Origin of the sequence: Candidatus Amarobacter glycogenicus, from assembly GCF_016704105.1 — a bacterium.
Taxonomy (GTDB): Bacteria; Chloroflexota; Dehalococcoidia; order Tepidiformales; family Tepidiformaceae; genus Amarobacter; species Amarobacter glycogenicus.
Genome location: NZ_JADJAT010000020.1, coordinates 189,760 through 210,303, shown reverse-complemented (window position 1 = coordinate 210,303; position 20,544 = coordinate 189,760). Strand labels below are relative to the sequence as shown.

General features: G+C 66.9%; 23 protein-coding genes. 10 read left to right on the top strand and 13 right to left on the bottom strand.

The genetic code is table 11. From position 1 onward, the window contains the following. Window positions 1-42: 42 nt before the first annotated feature. Together IPG14_RS15350 and lepB are read right to left on the bottom strand one after the other, a co-directional pair. Window positions 43-981: a glycoside hydrolase family 172 protein gene (locus tag IPG14_RS15350; protein ID WP_343392399.1), complete on the bottom strand. Its 939-nt coding sequence runs from the start codon at window positions 979-981 to the stop codon at window positions 43-45. A gap of 260 nt (window positions 982-1,241) precedes the next feature. After that, on the bottom strand, window positions 1,242-2,177 hold the full coding sequence (gene lepB / locus IPG14_RS15345) for a signal peptidase I (protein WP_343392398.1): 936 nt from the start codon (window positions 2,175-2,177) through the stop codon (window positions 1,242-1,244). Between the two features lie 270 nt (window positions 2,178-2,447). On the opposite strand from lepB, the gene IPG14_RS15340 reads away from it, so the two are divergent. The 7 genes from IPG14_RS15340 to IPG14_RS15310 all read left to right on the top strand — a co-directional run bounded on the left by IPG14_RS15340 (window position 2,448) and on the right by IPG14_RS15310 (window position 8,176). Then, a complete protein-coding gene (locus IPG14_RS15340) occupies window positions 2,448-2,759 on the top strand; it encodes a hypothetical protein (RefSeq protein ID WP_343392397.1) in 312 nt (103 codons plus the stop codon). 152 nt (window positions 2,760-2,911) lie between these two features. Then, a complete protein-coding gene (locus tag IPG14_RS15335) occupies window positions 2,912-4,576 on the top strand; it encodes a LuxR C-terminal-related transcriptional regulator (protein WP_343392396.1) in 1,665 nt (554 codons plus the stop codon). A gap of 96 nt (window positions 4,577-4,672) precedes the next feature. Continuing rightward, complete coding sequence (locus IPG14_RS15330; protein ID WP_343386411.1) at window positions 4,673-5,959, top strand: alkyl sulfatase dimerization domain-containing protein; 1,287 nt, start codon at window positions 4,673-4,675, stop codon at window positions 5,957-5,959. Window positions 5,960-6,079: 120 nt separating this feature from the next. Then, window positions 6,080-6,541 (top strand): hypothetical protein, encoded by a 462-nt coding sequence (locus IPG14_RS15325; RefSeq protein ID WP_343392395.1) that lies wholly within the window; start codon window positions 6,080-6,082, stop codon window positions 6,539-6,541. Between the two features lie 126 nt (window positions 6,542-6,667). Next, the gene (locus IPG14_RS15320; RefSeq protein WP_343386409.1) at window positions 6,668-6,979 is read left to right on the top strand and encodes a hypothetical protein; all 312 of its coding nucleotides are present in this window, start codon (window positions 6,668-6,670) and stop codon (window positions 6,977-6,979) included. Between the two features lie 286 nt (window positions 6,980-7,265). Then, a complete protein-coding gene (locus tag IPG14_RS15315) occupies window positions 7,266-7,706 on the top strand; it encodes a hypothetical protein (RefSeq protein WP_343392394.1) in 441 nt (146 codons plus the stop codon). Next, complete coding sequence (locus IPG14_RS15310; RefSeq protein ID WP_343387193.1) at window positions 7,703-8,176, top strand: hypothetical protein; 474 nt, start codon at window positions 7,703-7,705, stop codon at window positions 8,174-8,176. Before IPG14_RS15315 ends, IPG14_RS15310 begins: the two co-directional genes overlap by 4 nt. 6 nt (window positions 8,177-8,182) lie before the next feature. Here IPG14_RS15310 and IPG14_RS15305 read toward each other — a convergent pair whose 3' ends face one another. From IPG14_RS15305 to IPG14_RS15285, 5 genes are all read right to left on the bottom strand, one after another. Next, a complete protein-coding gene (locus IPG14_RS15305; RefSeq protein WP_343392393.1) occupies window positions 8,183-8,863 on the bottom strand; it encodes an N-acetyltransferase in 681 nt (226 codons plus the stop codon). A gap of 53 nt (window positions 8,864-8,916) precedes the next feature. Beyond that, window positions 8,917-9,765, bottom strand: coding sequence for a hypothetical protein (locus IPG14_RS15300; protein ID WP_343386466.1), 849 nt, complete (start codon window positions 9,763-9,765; stop codon window positions 8,917-8,919). Window positions 9,766-10,356: 591 nt separating this feature from the next. Beyond that, entirely contained in the window at window positions 10,357-11,043 is a 687-nt protein-coding gene (locus tag IPG14_RS15295; protein ID WP_343392392.1) for a hypothetical protein, read from the bottom strand. A 6-nt stretch (window positions 11,044-11,049) separates the two neighbouring features. Then, window positions 11,050-11,955, bottom strand: coding sequence for a thioredoxin domain-containing protein (locus tag IPG14_RS15290; protein ID WP_343386403.1), 906 nt, complete (start codon window positions 11,953-11,955; stop codon window positions 11,050-11,052). A 166-nt stretch (window positions 11,956-12,121) separates the two neighbouring features. After that, the gene (locus IPG14_RS15285; RefSeq protein WP_343387197.1) at window positions 12,122-12,640 is read right to left on the bottom strand and encodes a hypothetical protein; all 519 of its coding nucleotides are present in this window, start codon (window positions 12,638-12,640) and stop codon (window positions 12,122-12,124) included. 87 nt (window positions 12,641-12,727) lie between these two features. On the opposite strand from IPG14_RS15285, the gene IPG14_RS15280 reads away from it, so the two are divergent. Beyond that, window positions 12,728-14,335, top strand: a complete 1,608-nt coding sequence (locus tag IPG14_RS15280; protein ID WP_343392391.1) for an FAD-binding oxidoreductase — start codon at window positions 12,728-12,730, stop codon at window positions 14,333-14,335. A gap of 27 nt (window positions 14,336-14,362) precedes the next feature. On the opposite strand, the gene IPG14_RS15275 is transcribed toward IPG14_RS15280, so the two are convergent. From IPG14_RS15275 to IPG14_RS15265, 3 genes are all read right to left on the bottom strand, one after another. Then, on the bottom strand, window positions 14,363-14,911 hold the full coding sequence (locus tag IPG14_RS15275; RefSeq protein ID WP_343392390.1) for a hypothetical protein: 549 nt from the start codon (window positions 14,909-14,911) through the stop codon (window positions 14,363-14,365). A 39-nt stretch (window positions 14,912-14,950) separates the two neighbouring features. Next, a complete protein-coding gene (locus IPG14_RS15270) occupies window positions 14,951-16,222 on the bottom strand; it encodes an MFS transporter (protein ID WP_343392389.1) in 1,272 nt (423 codons plus the stop codon). 183 nt (window positions 16,223-16,405) lie between these two features. Further along, window positions 16,406-16,618 carry a hypothetical protein gene (locus tag IPG14_RS15265; RefSeq protein WP_343386398.1) on the bottom strand — a complete coding sequence of 71 codons (213 nt, stop codon included), beginning with the start codon at window positions 16,616-16,618 and terminating at the stop codon, window positions 16,406-16,408. Between the two features lie 309 nt (window positions 16,619-16,927). Here IPG14_RS15265 and IPG14_RS15260 point away from each other — a divergent pair, with 309 nt between their 5' ends. After that, entirely contained in the window at window positions 16,928-17,458 is a 531-nt protein-coding gene (locus tag IPG14_RS15260) for a hypothetical protein (protein WP_343386397.1), read from the top strand. Between the two features lie 30 nt (window positions 17,459-17,488). On the opposite strand, the gene IPG14_RS15255 is transcribed toward IPG14_RS15260, so the two are convergent. From IPG14_RS15255 to IPG14_RS15245, 3 genes are all read right to left on the bottom strand, one after another. Further along, window positions 17,489-18,691: an acyl-CoA dehydrogenase family protein gene (locus IPG14_RS15255; RefSeq protein WP_343392388.1), complete on the bottom strand. Its 1,203-nt coding sequence runs from the start codon at window positions 18,689-18,691 to the stop codon at window positions 17,489-17,491. 114 nt (window positions 18,692-18,805) lie between these two features. After that, window positions 18,806-19,336 (bottom strand): GNAT family N-acetyltransferase, encoded by a 531-nt coding sequence (locus IPG14_RS15250; RefSeq protein ID WP_343392387.1) that lies wholly within the window; start codon window positions 19,334-19,336, stop codon window positions 18,806-18,808. Further along, window positions 19,333-19,899: an XRE family transcriptional regulator gene (locus tag IPG14_RS15245; protein ID WP_343392386.1), complete on the bottom strand. Its 567-nt coding sequence runs from the start codon at window positions 19,897-19,899 to the stop codon at window positions 19,333-19,335. The genes IPG14_RS15250 and IPG14_RS15245 overlap by 4 nt, the downstream gene beginning before the upstream one ends. Window positions 19,900-20,279: 380 nt before the next feature. Here IPG14_RS15245 and IPG14_RS15240 point away from each other — a divergent pair, with 380 nt between their 5' ends. Beyond that, window positions 20,280-20,465 carry a hypothetical protein gene (locus IPG14_RS15240; RefSeq protein ID WP_343386393.1) on the top strand — a complete coding sequence of 62 codons (186 nt, stop codon included), beginning with the start codon at window positions 20,280-20,282 and terminating at the stop codon, window positions 20,463-20,465. The last annotated feature ends 79 nt before the right edge of the window (window positions 20,466-20,544 follow it).

Sequence of the window (20,544 nt, the reverse complement as noted above, 5' to 3'; positions counted from 1 at the left end):
AGACCAGCCTGACCGGCGGCATCCCCCTTGGCGCCGGGATGACTAGAACCCGAACGAGCGCTCCATCGGCGTAGGCTCCTCGTATGCAGACCGCCCGATGTCGGCGATGGCGGCGGTGACGTCGAGCCGCGGCACTGCCTGGGGCTCCGTGCAGTACACGAACGCCGTCGCGCAGTAGTCGTCCACCCGCTCGGCGATGCCGCGCGCAAGCATCCCCGGCGAGGGGTTCATCGCCCAACCGGGACCGGCCGCGGGGTTGGTCCGGCTGTATTCCGCGAACCGTTCTTCGTGGCCTTCGCGGAAGGAAGCGAAACCGATCTGCTGGATGGTCACCCGGCAGTCCTCCCGGAAGACGATCGGGTCTGGAATGTGCCACCGGTAGAAGGTGAGGAAGTCCGGAACGCCGCGCCGCTGCACGGGGTTCCGCACCTCCAGCGGCGAACCGGCGTACTGGGCGAAGTGTGCACCCATGCCCCAGGCGCTCCCGGCGTAATCTTCGAGGCCGGTCCCGCAGATTGTCGGCAAGTCCGTATCTCCGTCCAGGAAGACTTTCACCTCGCCCTCGCCGTACCAGTCCGCCCGGTCGATCGTGCGGATGCCGACGGCGCATCCGAGGAACCGGCCAGGGCCGCGCAGGCCATCGGCGATGACGAAGTCTCGCCGCAACACGGTCGGATTTTCGCGGCGAAAGGTCACGTGCAAGTAGCCCGCCTCGAAAGGCAGCTCCCGCTGCAGGGTGTAGTCAACCTGGAAGTAAAACGGCAGCACCCGGCTCGAGCTGTTCGTCACCACGAGGCGGGCCGATCGGCGGAACGGCATCGGGTAGTAGCTGTTGAACCCGCGCCCCTCCTGGGCGGAGGCCATGGCCGAGTGATAGGCAACCGGACGCCCGAGCGGCATCCCGAAGAAATCGAGACAGGACACGGAAATCGAGGGTTCGCTGGAGCCGTCGTAGAAGACCTCCATCCAGAGCGCACGCATCGTCTCGGGCGGCGCCGGCGGAAGGTCATCCAGATGTGGCGGATGGTGCCCGGGCCTTCGATGTTTGCCAGTTCGAGCGTTTCGCCGGGCGCGAGGTTCCGTGACGGCGCTCCCTTGCGTCCCCCGTGCGCTCTCCCGCCCGCACCCCGCTCGCCGGAGAGGTTCTCGAAGGTGATGGCGCGGGAGTCCAGGGAGAGGTCAATTCGGGAGGGATCGTCGTGCATCGGCGGTTTGTAGCCGATGTGGCAGGGCTTGTCGAGTCAGGGCGCTGCCCCCAGCACCGGCTCTTCGTTCGGTGCCAGGCCCCAGGCGCTGCGCGGCCACCAGCTGGCCATCGCTTTGCCCACGATGTCCTTTTCGTCGACGAGGCCGAAGGAGCGGCTGTCGTGGCTCCCGTTCCGGTTGTCGCCCATCACGAAGTACTTCCCGGCGGGGATCCGGATCGGCGCCAGGTCCGATGACCAGGGCGACTGGATGTATGGCTCTTTCAGTTCGCGGCCGTCGATGAGTACCGTCCCTCGCTGGATTTCCAGGACGTCGCCAGGGATGCCGATGATCCGTTTGACCAGGTCCCGTTCGACTCCCACCCGCTGGTGCAGGATGACGATGTCGCCACGCTCGGGCCCGTGGAAGACGTGGCGGACGCCGGGTTCGCCGGGATCCCAGAAGGGCACCCACTTACCCACCTTCTCCAGGTCCACTTCGGAGTAGACCAGTGAGTTCACGAGCAGGAACTCGCCGTCTTCGAGCGTTGGGTCCATGGACAGGCCTTCGACGCGGTAGTGCTGGACACTCGCGCGGACCGAGAGGAAGACCAGGATGGCGAGCAGGCCGGTCTCGACGAGTTCGCGCAGGAGCGTGCTCGTCCGGTGGCGAGACGCCGCCATGGCCGGGGCCGCTTCCACCGCCTGGTCCTCTGCGTCATCGACGGGTACGGCGGGGATGTGAGGTTCAGGGAACAGGAACGCGCCAGGCAACGCCGAGTCGCTGCGCCCCTCAAGGCCATGTTGTGGCGCCCAGCGCCGCTCGTCCCGAAATACCGAGTCAAACGTGAGCGGGTCAAATTCAGGAGCGGGTTCGCCATTGTCGGGAAGCCAGTGGCCCTCCGGGTCGACCACATCCCCGGGCTCCTCTTCGAGTCCGTTCTCGTTCCACGGCCATTCGAGCCGCCTGGGGGGTTCGGGAGCATCGCTCATAGGCGAATTAGCGCACACCTGTAGTAATCGGTCATCTCAATCGTAAGGAACACGGAGGAAGTACGTGCCGCCCCGCGCCACGGCGGCAGGGGCGCCGAAGAAGCACTGGACGGGACTAACATTCTTTACCTCCGAGTTTTCGAGATTTCCAGAAAGGCGAAGCTGATGGGGGTTGGTAGCCGATCCTGCACCGGCTAGGATGGAAAAGCGAGGACGCAGTGTCGTACACGTTTCTCCTGCACGAACAGTTTGCGGAAGCCCACCTTACGGGTGTCATGGAAGCACCGGAGCGGCTTCCTGCCAGAAGAGCTTGCGGAAGTCCTCCGCCTCGGCGCGATGCTCTACGACTACACGGACGTCGAGCGCCTCGCGTTCGACGCCTGGGCAGTGGGCGATGCGGCTCGACGGCTCGCCGAGCGCGGCGTGCGCATTGCGGCCTGTGCGCCGCGGGCGGAGTGGTTCGGAGTCGGGCGGCAGGCAGCCCAGATGGGGAACCTCGAAGGCCCGAATTTCCGCCTCTTCCGCACGCGAGGAGAAGCTGTGGCGTGGCTCATCCACCCTGAGTGGAGCGCGGCCAAGTAGCCGGAGCGGAGGGTTTCGGCCCGGCGGCGCCGCGGCGCCCACCTGCCCCCGGACCGTCCGTTGGCGCAGAATGTCCTCCCGGACACATTCCCTCTTACAATCTTTACCATCGGGTAGGGCTGTTTCGCCCGTGGTTTCCTACGGTAAAGTTCATGACTGTGACATCCCAATCGCCGATGCGCACCACCCGTGAGCCCGAGTGGACGCCTCGACAGCGCGAAGTTCTCGACCTCCTCGTGCGGGGAAGGACCAACAGCCAGATTGGCGACCAACTGGGCATCAGCCTGGACGGCGCCAAGTGGCACGTCTCCGAGATCATCACCCGCCTCGGTGTCGAATCGCGCGATGAGGCAGCCGAATACTGGCGCCACCACAACGGCCTCCGCTTGCGCTTCAGCCGCCTGTCCGGCGGGTTCTTCGGCTGGAGCGCCCTCAAGTGGGGTGCCGGCGCCGCGCTCGTTGGCGCAATCGGGATCGCCGCCGCGGTGGTGCTCCTTGTCCTGCGCGAAGGCAGCGGCGGCGATCCCGACCAGGGGCCGGCCCCTGGCCACAGAAACACCCACCCCGGACGCCTCACCTTCGGCCACGGCAACTCCGCCGCCGGGCTTGACTCCGCTCCTTCCGGCGAGACCGTCGCCGGAGTGCCCGTGGGCGCCATGTCATTTGGGAAGCCCGGGTCACTCCCGGTGCCGCTTTCGGTCATCGTCGAACGAGGCTGCTACCAGTGCGACGGGCCGGCGGAATCGTTCGACCGCGTCACCCTCGATGTCAACGGCCAGCTCAAGGTCGAGACGCTCTTCAAGCCCTCCTCGGGCTACATTTCGGCAAGCTACTGGGACCCCGCAGGCCGCGAGCATTACCTCTCGATCTGCTCGCGCGGCTATTGTGGCGGGGTCGGACCGATCTCCACGGATGCCCAGACCACGATCCACCGCTCGAAAGACGGTGGTGTAACGTGGCAGCCGCTCACGACGCTCGATGGATTCGTCTCGGTTGCCGGCTACACGGCGCAAGGCCCGGTCCTGAACCTGAGCAGCTACACCGCGCCAGGCGTCACCGACTGGAAATTCCAGGTGCTCGGCCAATCCCAGGTCATCCGGCCGCCGGCAGGCGCCGAACCCGTCTTCAGCGACAACCGTCTCATCGGATGGCGGAAGACCGGTTCGCGCGACGTGCTGAACATCGACGGCACTCCCCTCGTCACACTCCCGGACGTCCCCACCGTGAACGGGCGGCCGGTCCAGATCGAAGGCTTGCTGGGCAACGGCACGATCCTCATCTCGTGGCTCGCCGGGCCGGACTCACGCAGCTACAGCACCTACCTGGGCCTGATGAAGAACGGCGCACTGGTGAGCGTCCTCAAGGGCGACTCGTCGCTCAACATCGGCAGCGTCCTCACCCAGGCTGCCGCCTTCGGGAATGTCTCCGCCTCCCCGGCCGACATCGACCCCACGAGTCCGGACAAGAACGAAAAGTACCTGCCCGCCTACGTTGCGCTGGACACCGGCCAGATCACACTGCTCGAACTCGACGGGCCGGTATTCAGCAGTGCCTATGACTTCCAGCGCAACATCATCCGGCTGGTGGAACCCGGCCCCTTCGTCCGCGTGAAGGGCGCCGGGGACTGCCTGAACGTCCGCCAGTCTCCCTCGACGACGGGCGCCCTTCTCGGATGCTTCGCCGATAACGTCCTTCTCAAGAACCTCGGTGAAACCCAGCAATCCGGCGGCATCACCTGGTGGAAAGTTCAGACCCCAGACGGCACGCCCGGCTGGGCAAGCGCGGAATTCCTGGAAGGCTCGCAGCCGCGCCAATAAGGCGCGACCGGCACGCGGGCGAGGTCGCGGCGCCGCTGCGGCCCAGTGGCGCTCCCCGGCGTAGAATCCCGCCCACACCATTGAGGGGTCAGCCACATGCCCACCGTCCGCGAACTCTCCGAACAACTCTGGACCGGCCAGATCACCACCCAGGAGTACCACCCGGTCGCCTTCAGCACGCGAGCCGGCGAAGAGATCGCGGATGGTGTCCTCTTCTACAAGGGGATCGCCAGCGCCAACACCATCGACACCGGCGATGGCCTCGTCATGCTCGATACCGGCCATGTCATCGACACCAGCGCGCTCCACGAAGAGGTCCGGAAGTGGCGTCCCGGCGCGCCCCTTCGCGCCGCCGTCTTTTCCCACCACCACGTAGACCACATCTTCGGCGTCGGCCCGTTCGAAGCGGAGGCGCAACAGCAGGGCTGGGCTCGCCCGCTCGTCTACGGCCACGAGGGGCTCGGCTGGAACTTCGACCGGTACAAGCGGACGCTCGGCTGGAACGCGGCCATCAACCGGCGCCAGTTCGCCATCGACGCTCCCCAGTTCAAATGGCAGGAGCAGTACCGCTACCCGGATGTGACCTACCAGAAGCGTATGCGCTTCACTTCCGGCGACCTCTCCTTCGAACTGCGCCACACGCGTGGTGAGACGGACGACGCGACCTGGACGTGGGTGCCGGAGAAGAAATTGCTGGCGCCCGGGGACCTCTTCATCTGGGCCGTGCCGAATGCCGGGAACCCCCAGAAGGTCCAGCGCTACTGTGGCGAATGGGCCGCCGGGCTTCGCGAGATGGCCGCGCTGGGCGCCGAAATCATGCTGCCCGGCCACGGACTCCCGATTTTCGGGGCAGACCGCATCGCCGCAGCCCTCGACGATACCGCCGAGTTGCTCGAATCGATCGAGGCTCAGGTCGTCGCCCTCATGAATACCGGCACCACCCTGGACCACGTCATCCACGAAGTGAAGTTCCCTCCCCACCTGCTCGAGAAGCCGTACCTTCGCGGCGTGTACGACGACCCCCAGTTCCTGGTCCGGAATGTCTGGCGCCTTTACGGCGGCTGGTACGACGGAGAGCCGGATAATCTCCTGCCCGCCCCCCGCGCCGAACAGGCCCGCGAGTGGATCGCTCTCGGCGGTGGCCTCGACCGCATCCTTGATCGCGTCCAGGAACTGCGCGCGGCGGGCAACCTGCGGCTTGCCTGCCACCTCGTCGAATACGCCGTCATCGCCGAGCCTGCTTCGAAGCCGGCGCACGCCCTTCGAGCGGAGGTTTACGCTGCGCGCGCCCAGCTGCAGGAGTCCTCGATGGCCCGGAACATCCTCAATCACGCCGCCCTCGCCAGCGCGCAGGGGAAGCGAGACCTGGCCGGCGATTACTAAGGGGTTGCCCTGATCTTGGCTGGCCGCGCAGGTTCAACATTGGTGCAAACCAGTGAAGATTCCGAAGCTGACGGCCCGCGAAGGTGGCAGCTTCGAGCGCGAAGGGGCATGATCGATGGCATGGCAGGGAAAGCGCCTCTCCTGCTGGCCTCGGTACTGTTCGCAGTCGGTGCCGTTGGTCTCGCACTCACCTCGGCTGATCAGGCGAGTTGGGGGCCTTTCGAGCCCCGTCCGCCGCAGGCGGAACAACGCGTGATCATCGTCGACGTTGGAGGGCCCGCGCCCGAGATACCGTCTCTGGTCGACCTCCTGTTGCCTCCTCCCACTGCACCCGCGGTTGCGGAACCGGAGACGGCGCCCCAGGCGAGCGCGGCGCAGCCCGCTCCACAGCCCACCGCGACGCCGGTCCCGCCGCTCAAGATCTTCGGGATCTCCTCCGATGACGGCGGAGTGTCCGCGGCCGCCGCCACCCCGGCGACACCACCACCGCTCCGCATCGTCAATGTCGCCAGCGATGACGACGGCGAGCCCGAGGCCGCGGGAACGCCGGCGCCGGAAGCTTCGCCCGCCGCGGAGGATTGAGCGGGGACGCTGTGCGGGGTGCACCAGCCTTTGCTTCGCGCCGCTTGCAACGCCCGCGTGCAATCATCACACTCTGCCATCGCCGGGGGTCTCGACCACATTCATCCCGGCTGGAGTGACCACACCATGATTACCGAACGCCTGACTTTCCGCGCCCGCTACGGGCAGGGCGACACGCTCTCAACGCTGCTCAAAGAGTCCGTGAACGTCATGCCCACCGAGGGCATCGTGGGGGCGCGCTCCTACACCGACTTCACGGGGACCTTCTTCACTTGCGCCTTCGAGTTCGACTACGCCGACCTCAACGCCTGGGCGGCCGCATCGCAGCGGGACATCGCGGAGTACGGAACGCCGGACTTCCAGGAATGGTTCGCCAAGATGGTGGCCTGCACCGAGACCGGCGAACGCCAGCTGTTCAACTCTGAGAAGGTCATCTAAGAACGGGGCCGGCCCCGCCAGGCCGGCCACCTCGGCGCAGGGTTCAAGCGGGGAGCACCTTCGCCCCCGGCCCGAAGATGCGAAGTTCGACACCCGTCGCGGCGGCGTTCGCGTTTGCCCTTTTTCGGCGGAGCACCGGCGCACGGAGCATCCGGCCAGGCCACTACAGGCCCGCGTCTCCTTTCGACCACGTTGTCAGGTCCGGGACGCCGCGCCCAGTCTCATGGTGGTCAAATATTCGTTGCCTACAGTGCAGGGAGATTCCCACCCCGGAGGCAGTCCCGTGATGAAGCCCCTCGCCCTTGCCGCGCTCGCCGGAGCGCTGCTCCTCGGCGCCTGCAGCGACAAGTCGGATTCAGACTCCGGCGCCGCGACCACCGCTCCGACCTCCGCCGTCTCGGCGACAACCGGGGCCAGCTCCGCTGCCAGCGCTGCGGCGACGGCGACGGCGACGAAGCCGGCCGCCAGCGCGACCGCCGCGGCCACGGCCGCGGCGACCCAGGCAACCACGAAGGTTTCGGCGAACAACGCCACCCGCGCCCAACTCCAGGCAGCCTTCGAAGCGGCGGGAATCCCGAACGCCTCCCAGTGGGCGCGCGAAGTCGAAGAATACCGGCCCTACGCCACCACTGATACGAACATGACCAAGCTGCGCGGCGAACTCGCGAAGTACAACCCCGCCGCCGGCGTCGTCGACAAAATCGTCGCCACCCTCTCGCTCCCGTGACCACCGGCACTATTCCGGGCGAGGAAGTGGGCATCGCGCGCCGGCTCCTGCTGGCGCTCGCCGCCCTTGCCATGGCCGGCACGAGCGTGGAGCTTGCGCTCGAACGCCACTGGGACGACTTCGTGAAGCTCATCCCCTGGTTCGCTCTTGGCGTCCTTGCCGTCGCGCTCGCGCTCGTTGCCTACCGCCCGGCAGCCCGGCGGATTGCCATCGCCCGCCTGCTCTGCGTGCTGGTCATCGCTGCCTCAGCGATTGGCGTCTACAAGCACATCGAAGAGAACCACAAGGCCGGCCCCCTCGACTACCGCTACTCCGAAACCTGGGAGTCGATGTCCTCGGCCGAGCAATGGTGGAAGGCGGCTACGAAGGCAGTCGGCCCGGCGCCGGTGCTCGCCTCGGGCGTCCTTGCCCAGGCGGCTCTCGGCATCATTGCGGCAACCGTTGGCCACCCGGCTGTACGACGGCGTTGAGCGGCCTTATCCCAGGTCCTTGACCATCAGGATCCGCCCGGCCACACCGGTAACCCGCTCGAACCCCGGGTCCGTCCGCGACTCCATCACGCGGAACCCGTGCCGCTCGTAGAGACGCCGCGCAGGGTTGCTCGTCGTTGTCGTCAGCGACATCTGCCGAGCACCCGCCGCCCGCGCCATGCGCTCAGCCTCGTCCATCAGCGCTCCACCGGCGCCCAGGCCGCGGGAGTACTCGGCCACGTGGATCTCGGCGATGTGGTACGTGTTCGGCGGCGCCGGGATGGTAACCCGCCCGCGGAGGCGATCCCGGCGCAGGAACCCGATGATACCCGGGAACCCGAACACGCGAAGGACCTGCCAGGCGAGCCGGGGCGTGATCGCGGCGGCCTCTTCCGTTCCGCTCTGCACGAAGCCCACGACCCTTCCCTCGCTGAGGGCGACGGTCATGCGACGCAGGCCGGCGGGCGCCCAGAGCCCGCTCATCGCGATCGCACGGAACCGGCGCGCACGGAGCGTGTCGCCGCCAGCCAGCCCCACCTGCTCGTCGGAAGGCTGTGCGTCCAGGACAGCGCGGACAGCATCGGCATCCGCTTCGGTCGCAGGGCGAAAGGTGATGTCCACTTCGCGAATCCCCCACAAGTAGCGGCCTCCGGGCGGACGAAGCACCTCCCCGCCCGTCCCGGACATGTCGGGATTATCACCCTGCCGCGACCGTGCCCGGAAGCCCCCTCCACCCTCGCCTACGGTTTCACGATCGGTCCGGTATCCACCACTTCGAATGCTGAACCGGGGACGTTCTTGAGCTGGTTCAGGTCGTCATCGTCCCAGCGGCTGTCGGTCGCCCCGGTGATAAACCAGTTCGATCCGTTGTCCGCCACGATCAGCCCGTACTTCTTCAACGCCTCCAGGATGACCCGTGAGTCACCCGTGTATCCCGAGGTGTCGAAGTCGGCGCGCAGGCGAAGGCGGGCGCCCATCGGCAAGAGGTTCCCGTCGGTATAACTGCTCGCCCAGTGTGTGGCCGGCAGCACGTAGCCCTTCTGCGTCCGCGAAACGGTAAAGCGGAGTGCGTGGGTAATCTTGCCGCTCTTCACTTCGTCATAGCGAACGAGGCCCGGGAGGATCGGCAGGCCGGCGGCATCGGCCGAAGTCCAGCCCGCGGGGCGAAGCGCGCCCGTGTTCAGGTTCCAGACGGCCCCGGAATCGGCGTTCCAGCCGCTGCCGTTGAAGAACGACCGGTACAGTTCGTACAGCTTGCAGGTCCCCTGTTGGAGGACGAGCACGTGGCGGTCACCCGTCGAGGCCGCACCGCCCTCGATTGGCGCGTTCGCGGGGACGGGGTACGGGCCGGGGTCGCTCTCATCTCCGTAAGCTGTGAAGGTGATGGGGACCGCCGGCTGGGTAGACGGCACGACCACGTAGGGGATGCCGTAGGTGGGGTCGGAACCGAAGTCGGCGTGCAGCTTCTGGTTCCCGCCGAGCGCCGCGATACGGCTGATGTAGTTCGCCGAGTTCGCGTGGAGTGGCGCCGCCGAGACATCCTGGTTCCACGCATTGTCCTGCGGGAACACCTGGCACCCGCCGATCATCGGCGCGGTCACGGAGCCCGTGGGCGTCGTTGGTGTGGCCGTCGGGGGAATCGCCGTCGGCGTCGCGGTGGCTGGGCGAGGGGTGCTGGTTGGGATCGGGGTCGCGGGGCTGGGCGTCGTCGTCCCTGCGGCCGTGGGCGCGGTCGTCGTGGGGGTGTTCGTGGGGTTCGAAATCGTGCCGCACTTCGCGACGACCTCGGAGTTCGAAACGCGGGACGTAGTCAGACGCGCCCCGTTGCACTTCAGGCGCACCTGGTCGCCCGGTTGTAGCGTCGTTGAAGAAGTGGCGGCGAACGCCGCGACCACCCCCAGGGCGAGGATGAGCGCGGCGCCGATGGCGCCCGGAAGGAGTTGCCGGCGCATGTGCCATGCTCCTGGTCTGAATTCCCCCGGGGCGGGGAGTCACTGGCACATTCGACCCTCTCGGGGAGACGTACGAGCGCGTTTCGGTAACCCGTGCGTAAAGAGTTCGGTGCCAAGGCGGGAGCAGGGAGGCTGGCGCAGGGAGAAGCGGTGACAGCGTGGGTGTTTTCCGCCCCGGTGCCAGAGCCTACGAGGAGCGTGCTTAGGCGCGACGGCGCGCCGCGCCGTCTACTTGGCGCACTGGCCCGCACCCTGGCATTCCTCGGGCGGCTCGTCCGGCTTGATTCGCGCGATGCACAGTTCCGAAAGGATGCAGGCTTCGTCGGTCATCTGCGTCCATTGTTGGCTTATCACCTGCTCGACGGTTTCCGGACCGTAGCTGAAGAGGACACGCGACAGGTCGCTAATGTTGACGTTCGACATCCCGTCGACCTGCACGCCGTTGGCGATGAACTTCCAGGTTTCGGTCGCGGTGTTGCAGAGCTTCTGCTTGTCCGGCAGCGTCAGGCAGGTCCGCGGAGAGTCGATCCCCGGGAACGACGGGTCGGTGAGCGTGAAGCCGATCGAGGTGAAGAACTCGTCCCAGGTCGTGAGTGTCGTATGCACGTGGACGACGGTGTAACGGAAGTCGTGGATGTGGACGTTGCCGCTCTGCACTTCTGCTTCGGCGTGCGAAACGAGGCCCGGCTGGTTGAAATCGAACTTCTGGCCACGAATGAACAGCAGGAAATCGGCGTGTTCGTGGGTAGGCACACGGCCGTTTCCGCTGCTCGCCGCCGGGTTTCCGCCGCTGTCGTCGCTGAGGTTCAGGGCGAGCAGTACGGAGAGCCCGATGATCGCGAGCGAGAGCACAGCGGCAAGCGGGAGCCACTGCTTCGGGCCCAGGCGGCCGTCCCAGCGCGACGCTTCGGCCATCGGCCTTTAGGGGGCCTTCGTCGCGGTCGCGGTCGCCGTCGTGGCAGCGCCCGCGGTGGCCGAAGGCGTGCCGGCGTTGGCCGTCGCCGTGGCGATAGCGTTCTCCACGTTCGTCACGATCTGCCGCCAGTCCTCGATTCCCGAGGGCGTGCCCGCCCCGAGCGGTGTGCCGTTCACGAGGAAGCCGGGCGTCCCGGTGATGCCGAACTGGTTCGCCTCGCGCTGCTGGTTCGTCACCAGTTCGAGGTGCTCGTTGCTGTCGAAGCAGGTGTTGAACTTCGCCGTATCGAGGCCGAGCTCAGAGGCATACTTCTTCAAGTTGTCGTCGCTGAACCGCCCGACGTTGAGCTTCTCCGAGGTCGCCTGGCCAGCCTCGGCCTGGACGATGAAGAGCTTGTGGTGGTACTGCCAGAACTTCTCCTGGTCCGCGGCGCACTGGCTGGCCGTGGCCGCGCGGACGGATTCGTTCTTCAGGATCGGGAGATGCCGGTACTCGATCTGGACTTTCCCCGATTTCACCAGCTCGGCGACGATCTGGGATTCCTGTTGAGCTGTGTATTGCAGGCAGAACGGGCACTGGAAGTCTTCGTACGAGACGATCTTCACCGGGGCTTCGTCCTTGCCGATCTTCGTGCCCTTGATGAGGTCCAACGGGAGTTCCGCAGTCGCCTTCTCCAACTCCGATGCGAGATCCGCACTCTCGTCGTCACCGCCCGCAAAGGCGACCACGACGGCGATCACGACCACCGCCACGACGGCAAATCCGGCCATTGCAAGCAGGAAGCCGCGGGAGAAGATATCGGAGCCGCCACCGGTGTTGCTCGGGCGCTTCGATGGTCCGGCGGAAGGGCGGGTGGTGCGGGGCGCGCGGCTGGTGCGCGCTTGCTCTCGGCGGGCCTGGCGGTTCGACATGCTCGGTGCGGTTCCTGGTGGTGAGTTTGGGGCGCGGCCTTCGGTCCCGGCCGGCGGAATTACGTGCGCCTGAGCATAGCACCGCGCCGCCTACGAGACAGATGAAGGTTATCCCGCTTTTCCTATCGGACAGTGGGCTCCCATCGCCGGGCGCGCCGGCTGCCGGTCACTGGCCCGTGTCGCCGAAGAGGGCGTCGGTCCCCCCGGACTGGGCGCACTGGGGGATATTCGCGGCCGCTTCGGCAAGCCGGTCACGCACGGTACCCGGTGGCAACGGTGCGCCCTTCGAGATGCCGGCCAGCTCCTCCGGCGTAACGACCATCCCGCCCTTTGCCTTCGTCGCGATGGTCTTCACCCGCTCGACGAGGGCGTCGTGGAAGTTCGCCATGTCCTTTGGCGGCTTCGCTTTATCCAGGTCCTTCGCGAACGAGTCGAGGATTGGCGCCGCCGTCTTCAAGAGCCGAGCCTGGTCCGAGAACAGGCTCGGGTCCCGCTGGGTCGCACTGTTGAACGAGCTGAGGTAGCGCGAAAATGCGCTGCAAACCGAGCCGATATAGGCGCGATCGACTTCCGAGACGGCCCCCCGCGTCGGCGTCGGGCCGGGGGTCGGCGCTTTCGCCATCCCTCCGCCACCCGTACAACCCACCAGCAGGACCGCAAGCACCGGCAACCAGAGCAGTCTCATCCCTGTAGCCTACGGTGCGCCGCGCCCTGGGCGAACCTGCTTTTCGCTTCTCGCTCCGTGTAGACTCCGCGCCGCGGAGGTACGGCAATGCAGGCACGACGCAGCTTTTGGGCATGGGGTCTGGAAACCGACGAACCAACGGAGGCACAGCGCCAGGAGACGGCCGCGAGGCTCTCCCAGCGGTGGGGCCGCGAAATCAGCGCACCGCCTCTGCCGAAAATCGAGGACATCCAGCTCCGCCCCCCGCGCGTATCCCCGCCAGGTCCACTCGCCGCCATCTGCACGACGGAAACGCACGACCGCGCCGCCCATAGCTACGGCAAGAGCTACCGCGACACCATCCGCGCCGTCCGTGGACAGTTCCCAAACCCGCCCGATGTGGTCGCCTACCCGCGTACCGAGGCGGAAGTCGTCGCGGTCATGGAGTGGTGCGATTCGGGCAACATCGTCGCCATCCCGTTCGGCGGCGGCTCGTCCGTTGTCGCCGGTGTCGAACCGCCCGGCGGGGACCGGCCCTGCGTCAGCATCGACCTGCGAGAGCTGAACCAGGTCCTCGAAGTCGATGCCACCTCGCGCGCCGCCCGCATCCAGGGCGGCGTGCTTGGGCCTCACCTGGAAGACCAGCTGCGCCCCCACGGGTTCACCCTCCGCCATTACCCCCAGAGCTTCGAGTGGTCGACGCTCGGGGGCTGGATCGTCACCCGCAGCGGGGGGCACTACGCGACGAACCACACCCACATCGATGACTTCGTCGAATCGACCCGGATGGTGACCCCGAAGGGCATCATGGAGTCGCGGCGCCTGCCCGGCAGCGGCGCCGGGCCCAGCCCCGACCGTCTCGTCCTCGGCAGCGAAGGCGCCCTCGGCATCCTCACCGAAGCGTGGATGCGGATCCAGGCCCGCCCGGTTTTCCGAGCCAGCGCCGGCCTCACCTTCGATAGCTGGCAGGCCGGTTACGAGGCCGCCCGCCAGGTCGTCCAGGCGAAACTGTGGCCGGCCAACCTCCGCCTCCTGGACCCGACCGAGGCAGGCTCGGCCGCGGGCCTCAAAGGCGACGAGGCGCTCCTCATCATCGGCTTCGAATCCGCCGAGGTCCCCCAGGACTGGCCCATCCGCCAGGCCGTCAGGCTCGCCCGCGAAGCCGGTGGCCGCATCGAGGACGAGGCGATCCGGATCTCCGACGGCTCCGACGGCTCCGACGAGGAAGTCGGCCGCCAGGGCGCCGTCGGGGCGTGGCGCAACTCGTTTGTGCGCGCTCCTTACCAGCGCAATCTCACTGCGGGTATGGGTGTCGTCGGCGACACCTTCGAGACATCGATCACGTGGGACCGGTGGCCCAGTTTCGATGCGAACGTCCGCGCCGCGATGACCGGAGCACTCCAGCGCGTGTGCGGCGGCGGCACGCTCAGCTGCCGCTTCACCCACGTCTACACTGATGGCCCGGCGCCCTACTACTCGTTCAGCGGTATGGGCCGCCAGGGCGCTGAAATCGAGATGTGGACAGAGCTGAAGAAGGCGGCGAGCGATGCCGTCATCGCCAACGGCGGTACCATCACCCACCACCACGCAGTCGGCCGCGACCACATGCCCTGGTACCGCCAGCAGCGCCCGGAACTGTTCCATTCCGCGCTCAAGGCGGCGAAATCAGCCCTCGACCCGAAGGGCATCCTGAACCCGGGCATCCTCGTCGACTGAGACCAGTCCCGCTCTTCTCGCAGCCGGCTACCGGCTCGCCAGGAAGGTATCGACCTGCGCGCGCAGCGCCGCTTCATCCGCGACTGCTCCAAACCGTCCGAGTTCATTGCCTTCGGCGTCCAGCCAGACGAAACCGGGTGCGCTTTCTACTCCCAGCCGCGCCGCTGCGGGCTCGCGGCCCATCTCTTTCTCCATGAACACGAAGTCCTTGCGGAAGTCTTTCATCACGGCGTGCGCGAAGCTTTCCTGTTCGCATTCGGCGCAGGAAGTCGTGGTGAACCAGACCAGCGTCGTGCGGCCGTCTTCGCGATGCGCCTTTGCTTCCGGCAGCGGGTCGTTCGCGTGGTAGACCGTGTGCTCGGGCCCCGTGATCGCGGTGACGAAGCCACGCGCGTTCGCACCGGCGAGGGCGAGCGTCTCCGGGTCGATAGTGGTCTGGCCGCCAGCCTCGCCCCGGGTCCAGAACACCGCGGCGAAGGCCAGGAGGAAGACGGCGGTGACGGCCGCGCCGAGCTTCCAGTTCCAGCCGCGGCGCCACGACGCAGCCGTGGCAGACGGAGTCATCGAGATGTTCACACGAGTAGTTTCGGCACGAACAGGACCGATCGAAAGCGCCTACTGGACCGCTTCTGCACGGCGGGCAAGCACGGCGAGCTGGAACCTCGGGTGCCACATCAACAGCCAGGTGACGGCGCAGAGTGCGCCCAGCGCGCCCAAAGTCGAGCGCGCTCCGAGGAGTTCGGCGGCCACGCCGGCGAAGAGGAGGGGAAATACGACCAGCGCATCCGCCACCGTTGCCTGCACGGCGAACACCCGCGACTGGATGCCCAGCGGTGCGGCCGCCGTGAGGGCCGAGCGCGAGCTCACCATCGAGACGCTCAGGGTGGCGCCGATGAGGAACGCGACCGGCATCGCGATGACGACCGTCATGTTCATCGCCGCCTCGAAGCGGACCAGCGGGGGAACCTGGCTATAGGCGAAGGCGAAGTTGACGCCGTAATCCAGCGCGGCCAGGGCGAAGACGGCGACGGCCATTCCCAGGATAGAGAGGCGCATCGCCCGGACTGTGCCATCGAGGGTGAGCCCCGTGGCCGCCCAGAGGAGGCCTACCGCGGCGCCGGCAATCCCCGGGACGAGCAGGACAGCGGCCCCCTGTGCCCCAAGGCTAAGGTCGTGTTCAACATAGAGCGGGAACGCGACAAGGATGACCTGGGCCACTAACGACTTCAGTGCCTGGACGGCAAGGGCATCGCGCGCCGGCTCCGACCGCGCGAAGACCGAGAGCGTCTCGCGAAAGCCTGATCGCTGGCAGCCGCCCGAAGCCGGGTCGGCATCTCGCCGCAGCCGGACAGCGAGGACGTTGGAAAGGATGAGTTGCCCGCCGACGATGAGCAGCGCCCCCGCGAGCGCGGCTTCGGTGCCGCCCAGGAAGTACAGCGAAGGGGCGAGCACCAGGAACCCGAGCGCCTGGCCGCCGTACTGCATCGCGACGAGGAGCGAGTGCATGCGGCCGGCAGTCCGGTCTCCCAGGACTTTCACGAGCGCCATCTCGGACGGGTTGTGGATTTGCGAAACGGCCGCGTAGGCGAATCCGATGACGACGACGGCGGCCGGCGATGTAGCCCATACCAGCGCGAAGCCGATAGCGAGCACGCGAAGGCTGCTCCCCAGGGCGAAGCCGCGTCCCGGACCGAGCCGGTCGGCCACTGCGCCGCCGGGGATACCGAAGACCATGGCCGAGATCGTGGTGGCCGCCATCACCGAGCCAAGGCCCACGGCAGCGTGGTCACCCGTCCCGGCGATGAAGAACAGCGTGGCGATGAAAAGGTTGTGTCCAACCTGCCCGAACGCACGGGCGCCAAGGTAGAGAGCCAGGTCCGATCGCATTGCCGAACGCCTTCCCAAACCCCCCGCGCCTCCCGAGTTCCTCATACCTTGATTAACGGACGGCCTCGCGCTCCGGCCACCCTCTGTGAAGAACCTAACACCCGAAAACTGGGGATCACCCGTTTCTTGCGAAAAGCTTCACAAACTTTGGCAAAGATGCGGGAAACCCCTGACGCCCGGCCCTCAGCGCCTCCGGCCGGTTTCGATATCGAGCCGGTGCCCCGAGAACAGGGTCACCGTGCCATCGGGCTCCGCGATCGAGGCGAGGTATGCCTTCGGGAGTTTTCGCAGCATCGCCAGGGCACACTCGACACAGATCCCGTGCGAGACGGCACCCTCAACGCACGCGGCCGGGCCCGCGCACCAGGCGCACACGATGTTCATCTCCGCGCTCATCTCTCGAATCTAGCACCGCCAGCGATGGAGAGCGGCGGCTGTAACGGAGATGTCACCCGATTGCCACCGGGAGCGTCCTTGCCATCGCGCCGCCAACCGGGCCGTGACCCGTGCCAGGCAGGGCACTCCCCGCCACTGCGGACCGGACGCCCCGGACCCGCATCGGCGCGGCCGTCCAGACGGCATCCCATCCGGGAAGATTCCCGAATGGGACCATTCCCGGCGGGGTTCCCAAATGAGACGTTTCCCCTTCACCTATCGGGAGAGTCCCCGATGCAGCCGCGGACGGGTCCCTGCGAACCTTCGCCTATGAACGACGACTTCCCGATCCTCGCGGCGGTGGCGGCGAACCCCACTCACCCGTACGCGCTGCTGGAACACCTCCAGGCGCTGGGCCTCCACGTCAGCCGGAGCACCCTCTACCGGCGCGTCGAGGCCCTCGCCGCCCAGGGATGGCTCGATGCTGATGACATCCGCGGCGAGAGCGGCCACTACCGCAGGGCGCTCACGCTCTCCCGGGAAGGCCTCACGCGCATTAATGCCGAAGCGGCGGCTATCCTCCGCTCCGAACCGCTCGAGAGTCCGTTGTTTTCTCTTGCTGTGGCCGTGGCCGAACGCCTGGACGCCCGTTCGCTGACTGCAGCCCTCAAGCCGCGGATGTCCGTCGCGGCCCGCCAGCTGACCGAAGAAGAGCGCTTGCTCCGCCCCGGCGGCGCCGAACCGTGGTCGCGGGCAGCGCGCGATCGCCGGATCGCCCACCTCCAGGCCGACATCGCCTGGCTGCAGGGACTAATGGGCCGGCGCAACGTCGCTGGGGGCGCCTTCAGGCAGAGCGCCTGAAGCGCGCGCCAGGCCCGCAGCGACCGAACGTCAACCGCGCGGCAGGCCCAGCCCCCGCATCGAGATGATGTTCCGCTGTACCTCGCTCGTCCCGCCGCCGATAGGGCTGGTAGTGCTGTGCATGTAGAAGCGAGCGAACTTGCCGCCCATCGCGCTCGCGTCATCACGGTCCATGATCTGGCTGAAGAGCCCGCCGAGGTGCATCGCCGTCGACGCCAGCCGTACATCGAGTTCGCTCGAGTACAACTTGGCGATCGAGCTTTCCTTGTTCGGGATTTCGCCGCGTTCCTGCATCGAGATGATGCGGTAGCAGATGAGCGCCTCAACCTGTGCTTCGATCGTCCGGTCTGCGAGTTCATTTCTCACTGCTCGGCTGGTAGCCACCGAGTGGCTACCTACCTCGGATTCCTTCGCGTACTTCACCAGGTCCCGTGCGATCAGCTGGTGCGCGACGCTGGTTGCGATGCCGCTGCGCTCAAAGTCGAGTGTCGTCGTCGCCAGGTACCAGCCGCGGTTTTCCTCGCCGAGCAGGCTGGTCGCGGGTATTCGGACATCTTCGAAATAGACCTCATTGAACTCGTGACTGTTCAGCATGTTGATCAGTGGCCGCACCTGGATGCCTGGTGTCTTCATGTCGACGAGGAAGTAGCTGATACCCCGGTGCTTTGGAGCATCGGGGTTGGTCCGGGCGATGAGGATGCCCATATGGGCGTGCTGCGCGCCCGAAGTCCAGATCTTCTGGCCGTTCACTACGTAGTCGTCGCCGTCGCGGATCGCGCGGGTCTGCAACGAAGCGAGATCCGAGCCTGCGCCGGGCTCACTGAAGAGCTGGCACCAGATGTGCTCGCCCGAGATGATCTTCGGGAGGTACTCGGCCTTCTGCTCCTCGGTGCCGTAGACCATCATGGTCGGCCCGGCCCAGCCGTGGCCGATGCCGCCTGAGCGGGGCGCCCGCCGCCAGGCGAACTCTTCGCTGAGGATGAACTGCTCCTTCACGCTCAATCCGCCGCCACCGTGTTCTTTTGGCCACGCCGGCGCGCCCCATCCTCGTTCATTCAACTTCGTGTTCCAGCTCCTCATGAACTGGACGAAGCCTGCTTGTGCACGCCCGGCGCCATTGAAGAGACCCCATTCGGAGGGCCGTTCTCCAAGTTCGGGCGGGAACTCGGCATCGAGGAATCCCCGCACCGCCTGGCGGAACTCGGTTTCCTTCGGGCTATCGCGGAACTCCATGGCATACCTCCGGGGCTAGTCGGCGGGAGGATTGTGGATTTTGGGTTCCGGATTGTCCAACACGACGGTTCGAGCGCGACGTGCCACCGGGCCGGTCCGCCGCGGATTCAGTTGCTACGAAGTAGCCACTTTCTTCCAGAACACCGTCGTGCTGCACGGCCTCCCATCCGGGAAGAGCGCGTAGTCCGGGATCACGCCGCAGACGTTCCATCCGCCCCGCAGGTACAACCGCTCGGCATCGCTCCCGGTCACCGTGTCGAGGACGAGCAATCTGCGGCCAGCGCGGGCGGCCGCGGCCTCGACCTCGCGCAACAGCGCTTCGCCGATACCCTGCCGGCGCGCCCGCCGGTGGACCAGCATCTTCGTGACGTCCGCACGATACGGCTGGTTCTCGGGCACGGCTGTGGAGAGGTGGACCGTCCCGCAGATCCCCTCTGCATCGCGGGCCGCCAACAGGATCGCCTCGCCGCGGGCGGCTTTCGCGGCAACCCCCTCCCAGAAGGCGACCGCCTTCTCGCGGGCAAAGGGCCACATGAAGTTCACGGAGGCGCCGCCCTCTACGCAGTCGACGAGGATGTCCGCCAGGCCTTCCACACACTTCGTGGCCTCGCCGGCACCAAGGGTTTCGATGACGTAGTTGCTCATCCTGGCTCCTGGATCACGAGATACTCCGCAGGGGACGTCCCCGGGACTTCGAACCGGGTGGGCCGGTCAACGATCGCAAACAGCGAATCCCCCGGGCCCAGCTCCGTCGTCTCGCCGCCGATGGTGAAGACGAGCTGGCCGGAAAGCATCACGATGTGCTGCCGGATCCCGCGAGCCGGTGCAAGGCTGTACTCGACCACCGTGCCGACCGGGAGCTTCAGCCGCGCGATCTCCACCTGGCTGAATGGCGAGGCGGCCGCCACGAGTGTCCGTTCGAGGCCGGTGGCCGGGTCGCGCCACGTTGGCTGGCGCGCCGCCGGCTGGTGGCTCACTTCCGACGCCTCCGCCTCGATCATCAACGTTGAGAGAGTCACTCCCAGCCCCGCGCAAAGCCGGCCGAGCAGGCCCGCCGTCGGCGATGAAAGGCCGGACTCCACCTTCGCGATCATTGCCTTGCTCACACCGGAGCGGGCGGCCAGCTGCGCGAGGGAGAGGCCAAGTTCTTCCCGCCGCCTGCGCAGGTTCGCTGCAATCCGGCCCTCGATGGGATCATCGGTAGGCATTCGTCCACTATAGTAGACGCCTCCGTACTCCGCTACCGGTCGTCTCCTCAGCCAAGGGCGTGAACTCGCGCTCCGTCGAGGGACGCGGAAACTTCCGCGCGGAACCGGGAATTCTGAATTGCGCCCAGGTGGCCTTGGTGCAGGAGCGAGATGAAACTGGCTGCTCGCCCTTGACCATAGAAATGCAATTCCGGTATTCTGACAGCAGTCATGGGGGAGTAACCACCGCGCCATCCCCGGCGCACGCGCATGGTCGTCAGTACGCGCTGACGCGCCGGCCATGCGGGCGAGGCACCTCTCGCCTGGTGAGACCCTGGCACATCCATTTGTGGATGCGGCCAGGCGTGCTCGATGCCAGGACCGCGGAGGAGGTACTCATCATGGATCTCTTCGAGCTCTTCGAACCCGAAAACGAACGCCGGAACCAGCGGCAGCCTGAGGACGCGCCACGCCAACGGGGCCTGCGCGGGTTCTTCCGGCGCTGGATGGACGCCGTCCAGGAAGATGACGACCGGCGCACGCCTCGCGATAGCTCCCGTCGCCGCTCGGGCGACGACTGGGATTAGCCACCAGGCCCCCCAATCCGCTTCACCATCGCCGAGGCGAGGCACGGTTTCCTGGTAGGTAACCGTGTCGCCGCGCGCC

What these genes read in the sequence shown, in the direction of transcription:
- IPG14_RS15350 (WP_343392399.1), bottom strand. Translation starts at nt 981, where the DNA reads ATGCGTGCGCTCTGGATGGAGGTCTTCTACGACGGCTCCAGCGAACCC.
- lepB (WP_343392398.1), bottom strand. Translation starts at nt 2,177, where the DNA reads ATGAGCGATGCTCCCGAACCCCCCAGGCGGCTCGAATGGCCGTGGAAC.
- IPG14_RS15335 (WP_343392396.1), top strand. Translation starts at nt 2,912, where the DNA reads ATGACTGTGACATCCCAATCGCCGATGCGCACCACCCGTGAGCCCGAG.
- IPG14_RS15330 (WP_343386411.1), top strand. Translation starts at nt 4,673, where the DNA reads ATGCCCACCGTCCGCGAACTCTCCGAACAACTCTGGACCGGCCAGATC.
- IPG14_RS15325 (WP_343392395.1), top strand. Translation starts at nt 6,080, where the DNA reads ATGGCAGGGAAAGCGCCTCTCCTGCTGGCCTCGGTACTGTTCGCAGTC.
- IPG14_RS15320 (WP_343386409.1), top strand. Translation starts at nt 6,668, where the DNA reads ATGATTACCGAACGCCTGACTTTCCGCGCCCGCTACGGGCAGGGCGAC.
- IPG14_RS15315 (WP_343392394.1), top strand. Translation starts at nt 7,266, where the DNA reads ATGAAGCCCCTCGCCCTTGCCGCGCTCGCCGGAGCGCTGCTCCTCGGC.
- IPG14_RS15305 (WP_343392393.1), bottom strand. Translation starts at nt 8,863, where the DNA reads ATGTCCGGGACGGGCGGGGAGGTGCTTCGTCCGCCCGGAGGCCGCTAC.
- IPG14_RS15300 (WP_343386466.1), bottom strand. Translation starts at nt 9,765, where the DNA reads ATGATCGGCGGGTGCCAGGTGTTCCCGCAGGACAATGCGTGGAACCAG.
- IPG14_RS15295 (WP_343392392.1), bottom strand. Translation starts at nt 11,043, where the DNA reads ATGGCCGAAGCGTCGCGCTGGGACGGCCGCCTGGGCCCGAAGCAGTGG.
- IPG14_RS15290 (WP_343386403.1), bottom strand. Translation starts at nt 11,955, where the DNA reads ATGTCGAACCGCCAGGCCCGCCGAGAGCAAGCGCGCACCAGCCGCGCG.
- IPG14_RS15285 (WP_343387197.1), bottom strand. Translation starts at nt 12,640, where the DNA reads ATGAGACTGCTCTGGTTGCCGGTGCTTGCGGTCCTGCTGGTGGGTTGT.
- IPG14_RS15280 (WP_343392391.1), top strand. Translation starts at nt 12,728, where the DNA reads ATGCAGGCACGACGCAGCTTTTGGGCATGGGGTCTGGAAACCGACGAA.
- IPG14_RS15270 (WP_343392389.1), bottom strand. Translation starts at nt 16,222, where the DNA reads ATGCGATCGGACCTGGCTCTCTACCTTGGCGCCCGTGCGTTCGGGCAG.
- IPG14_RS15265 (WP_343386398.1), bottom strand. Translation starts at nt 16,618, where the DNA reads ATGAGCGCGGAGATGAACATCGTGTGCGCCTGGTGCGCGGGCCCGGCC.
- IPG14_RS15260 (WP_343386397.1), top strand. Translation starts at nt 16,928, where the DNA reads ATGAACGACGACTTCCCGATCCTCGCGGCGGTGGCGGCGAACCCCACT.
- IPG14_RS15255 (WP_343392388.1), bottom strand. Translation starts at nt 18,691, where the DNA reads ATGGAGTTCCGCGATAGCCCGAAGGAAACCGAGTTCCGCCAGGCGGTG.
- IPG14_RS15250 (WP_343392387.1), bottom strand. Translation starts at nt 19,336, where the DNA reads ATGAGCAACTACGTCATCGAAACCCTTGGTGCCGGCGAGGCCACGAAG.
- IPG14_RS15245 (WP_343392386.1), bottom strand. Translation starts at nt 19,899, where the DNA reads ATGCCTACCGATGATCCCATCGAGGGCCGGATTGCAGCGAACCTGCGC.
- IPG14_RS15240 (WP_343386393.1), top strand. Translation starts at nt 20,280, where the DNA reads ATGGATCTCTTCGAGCTCTTCGAACCCGAAAACGAACGCCGGAACCAG.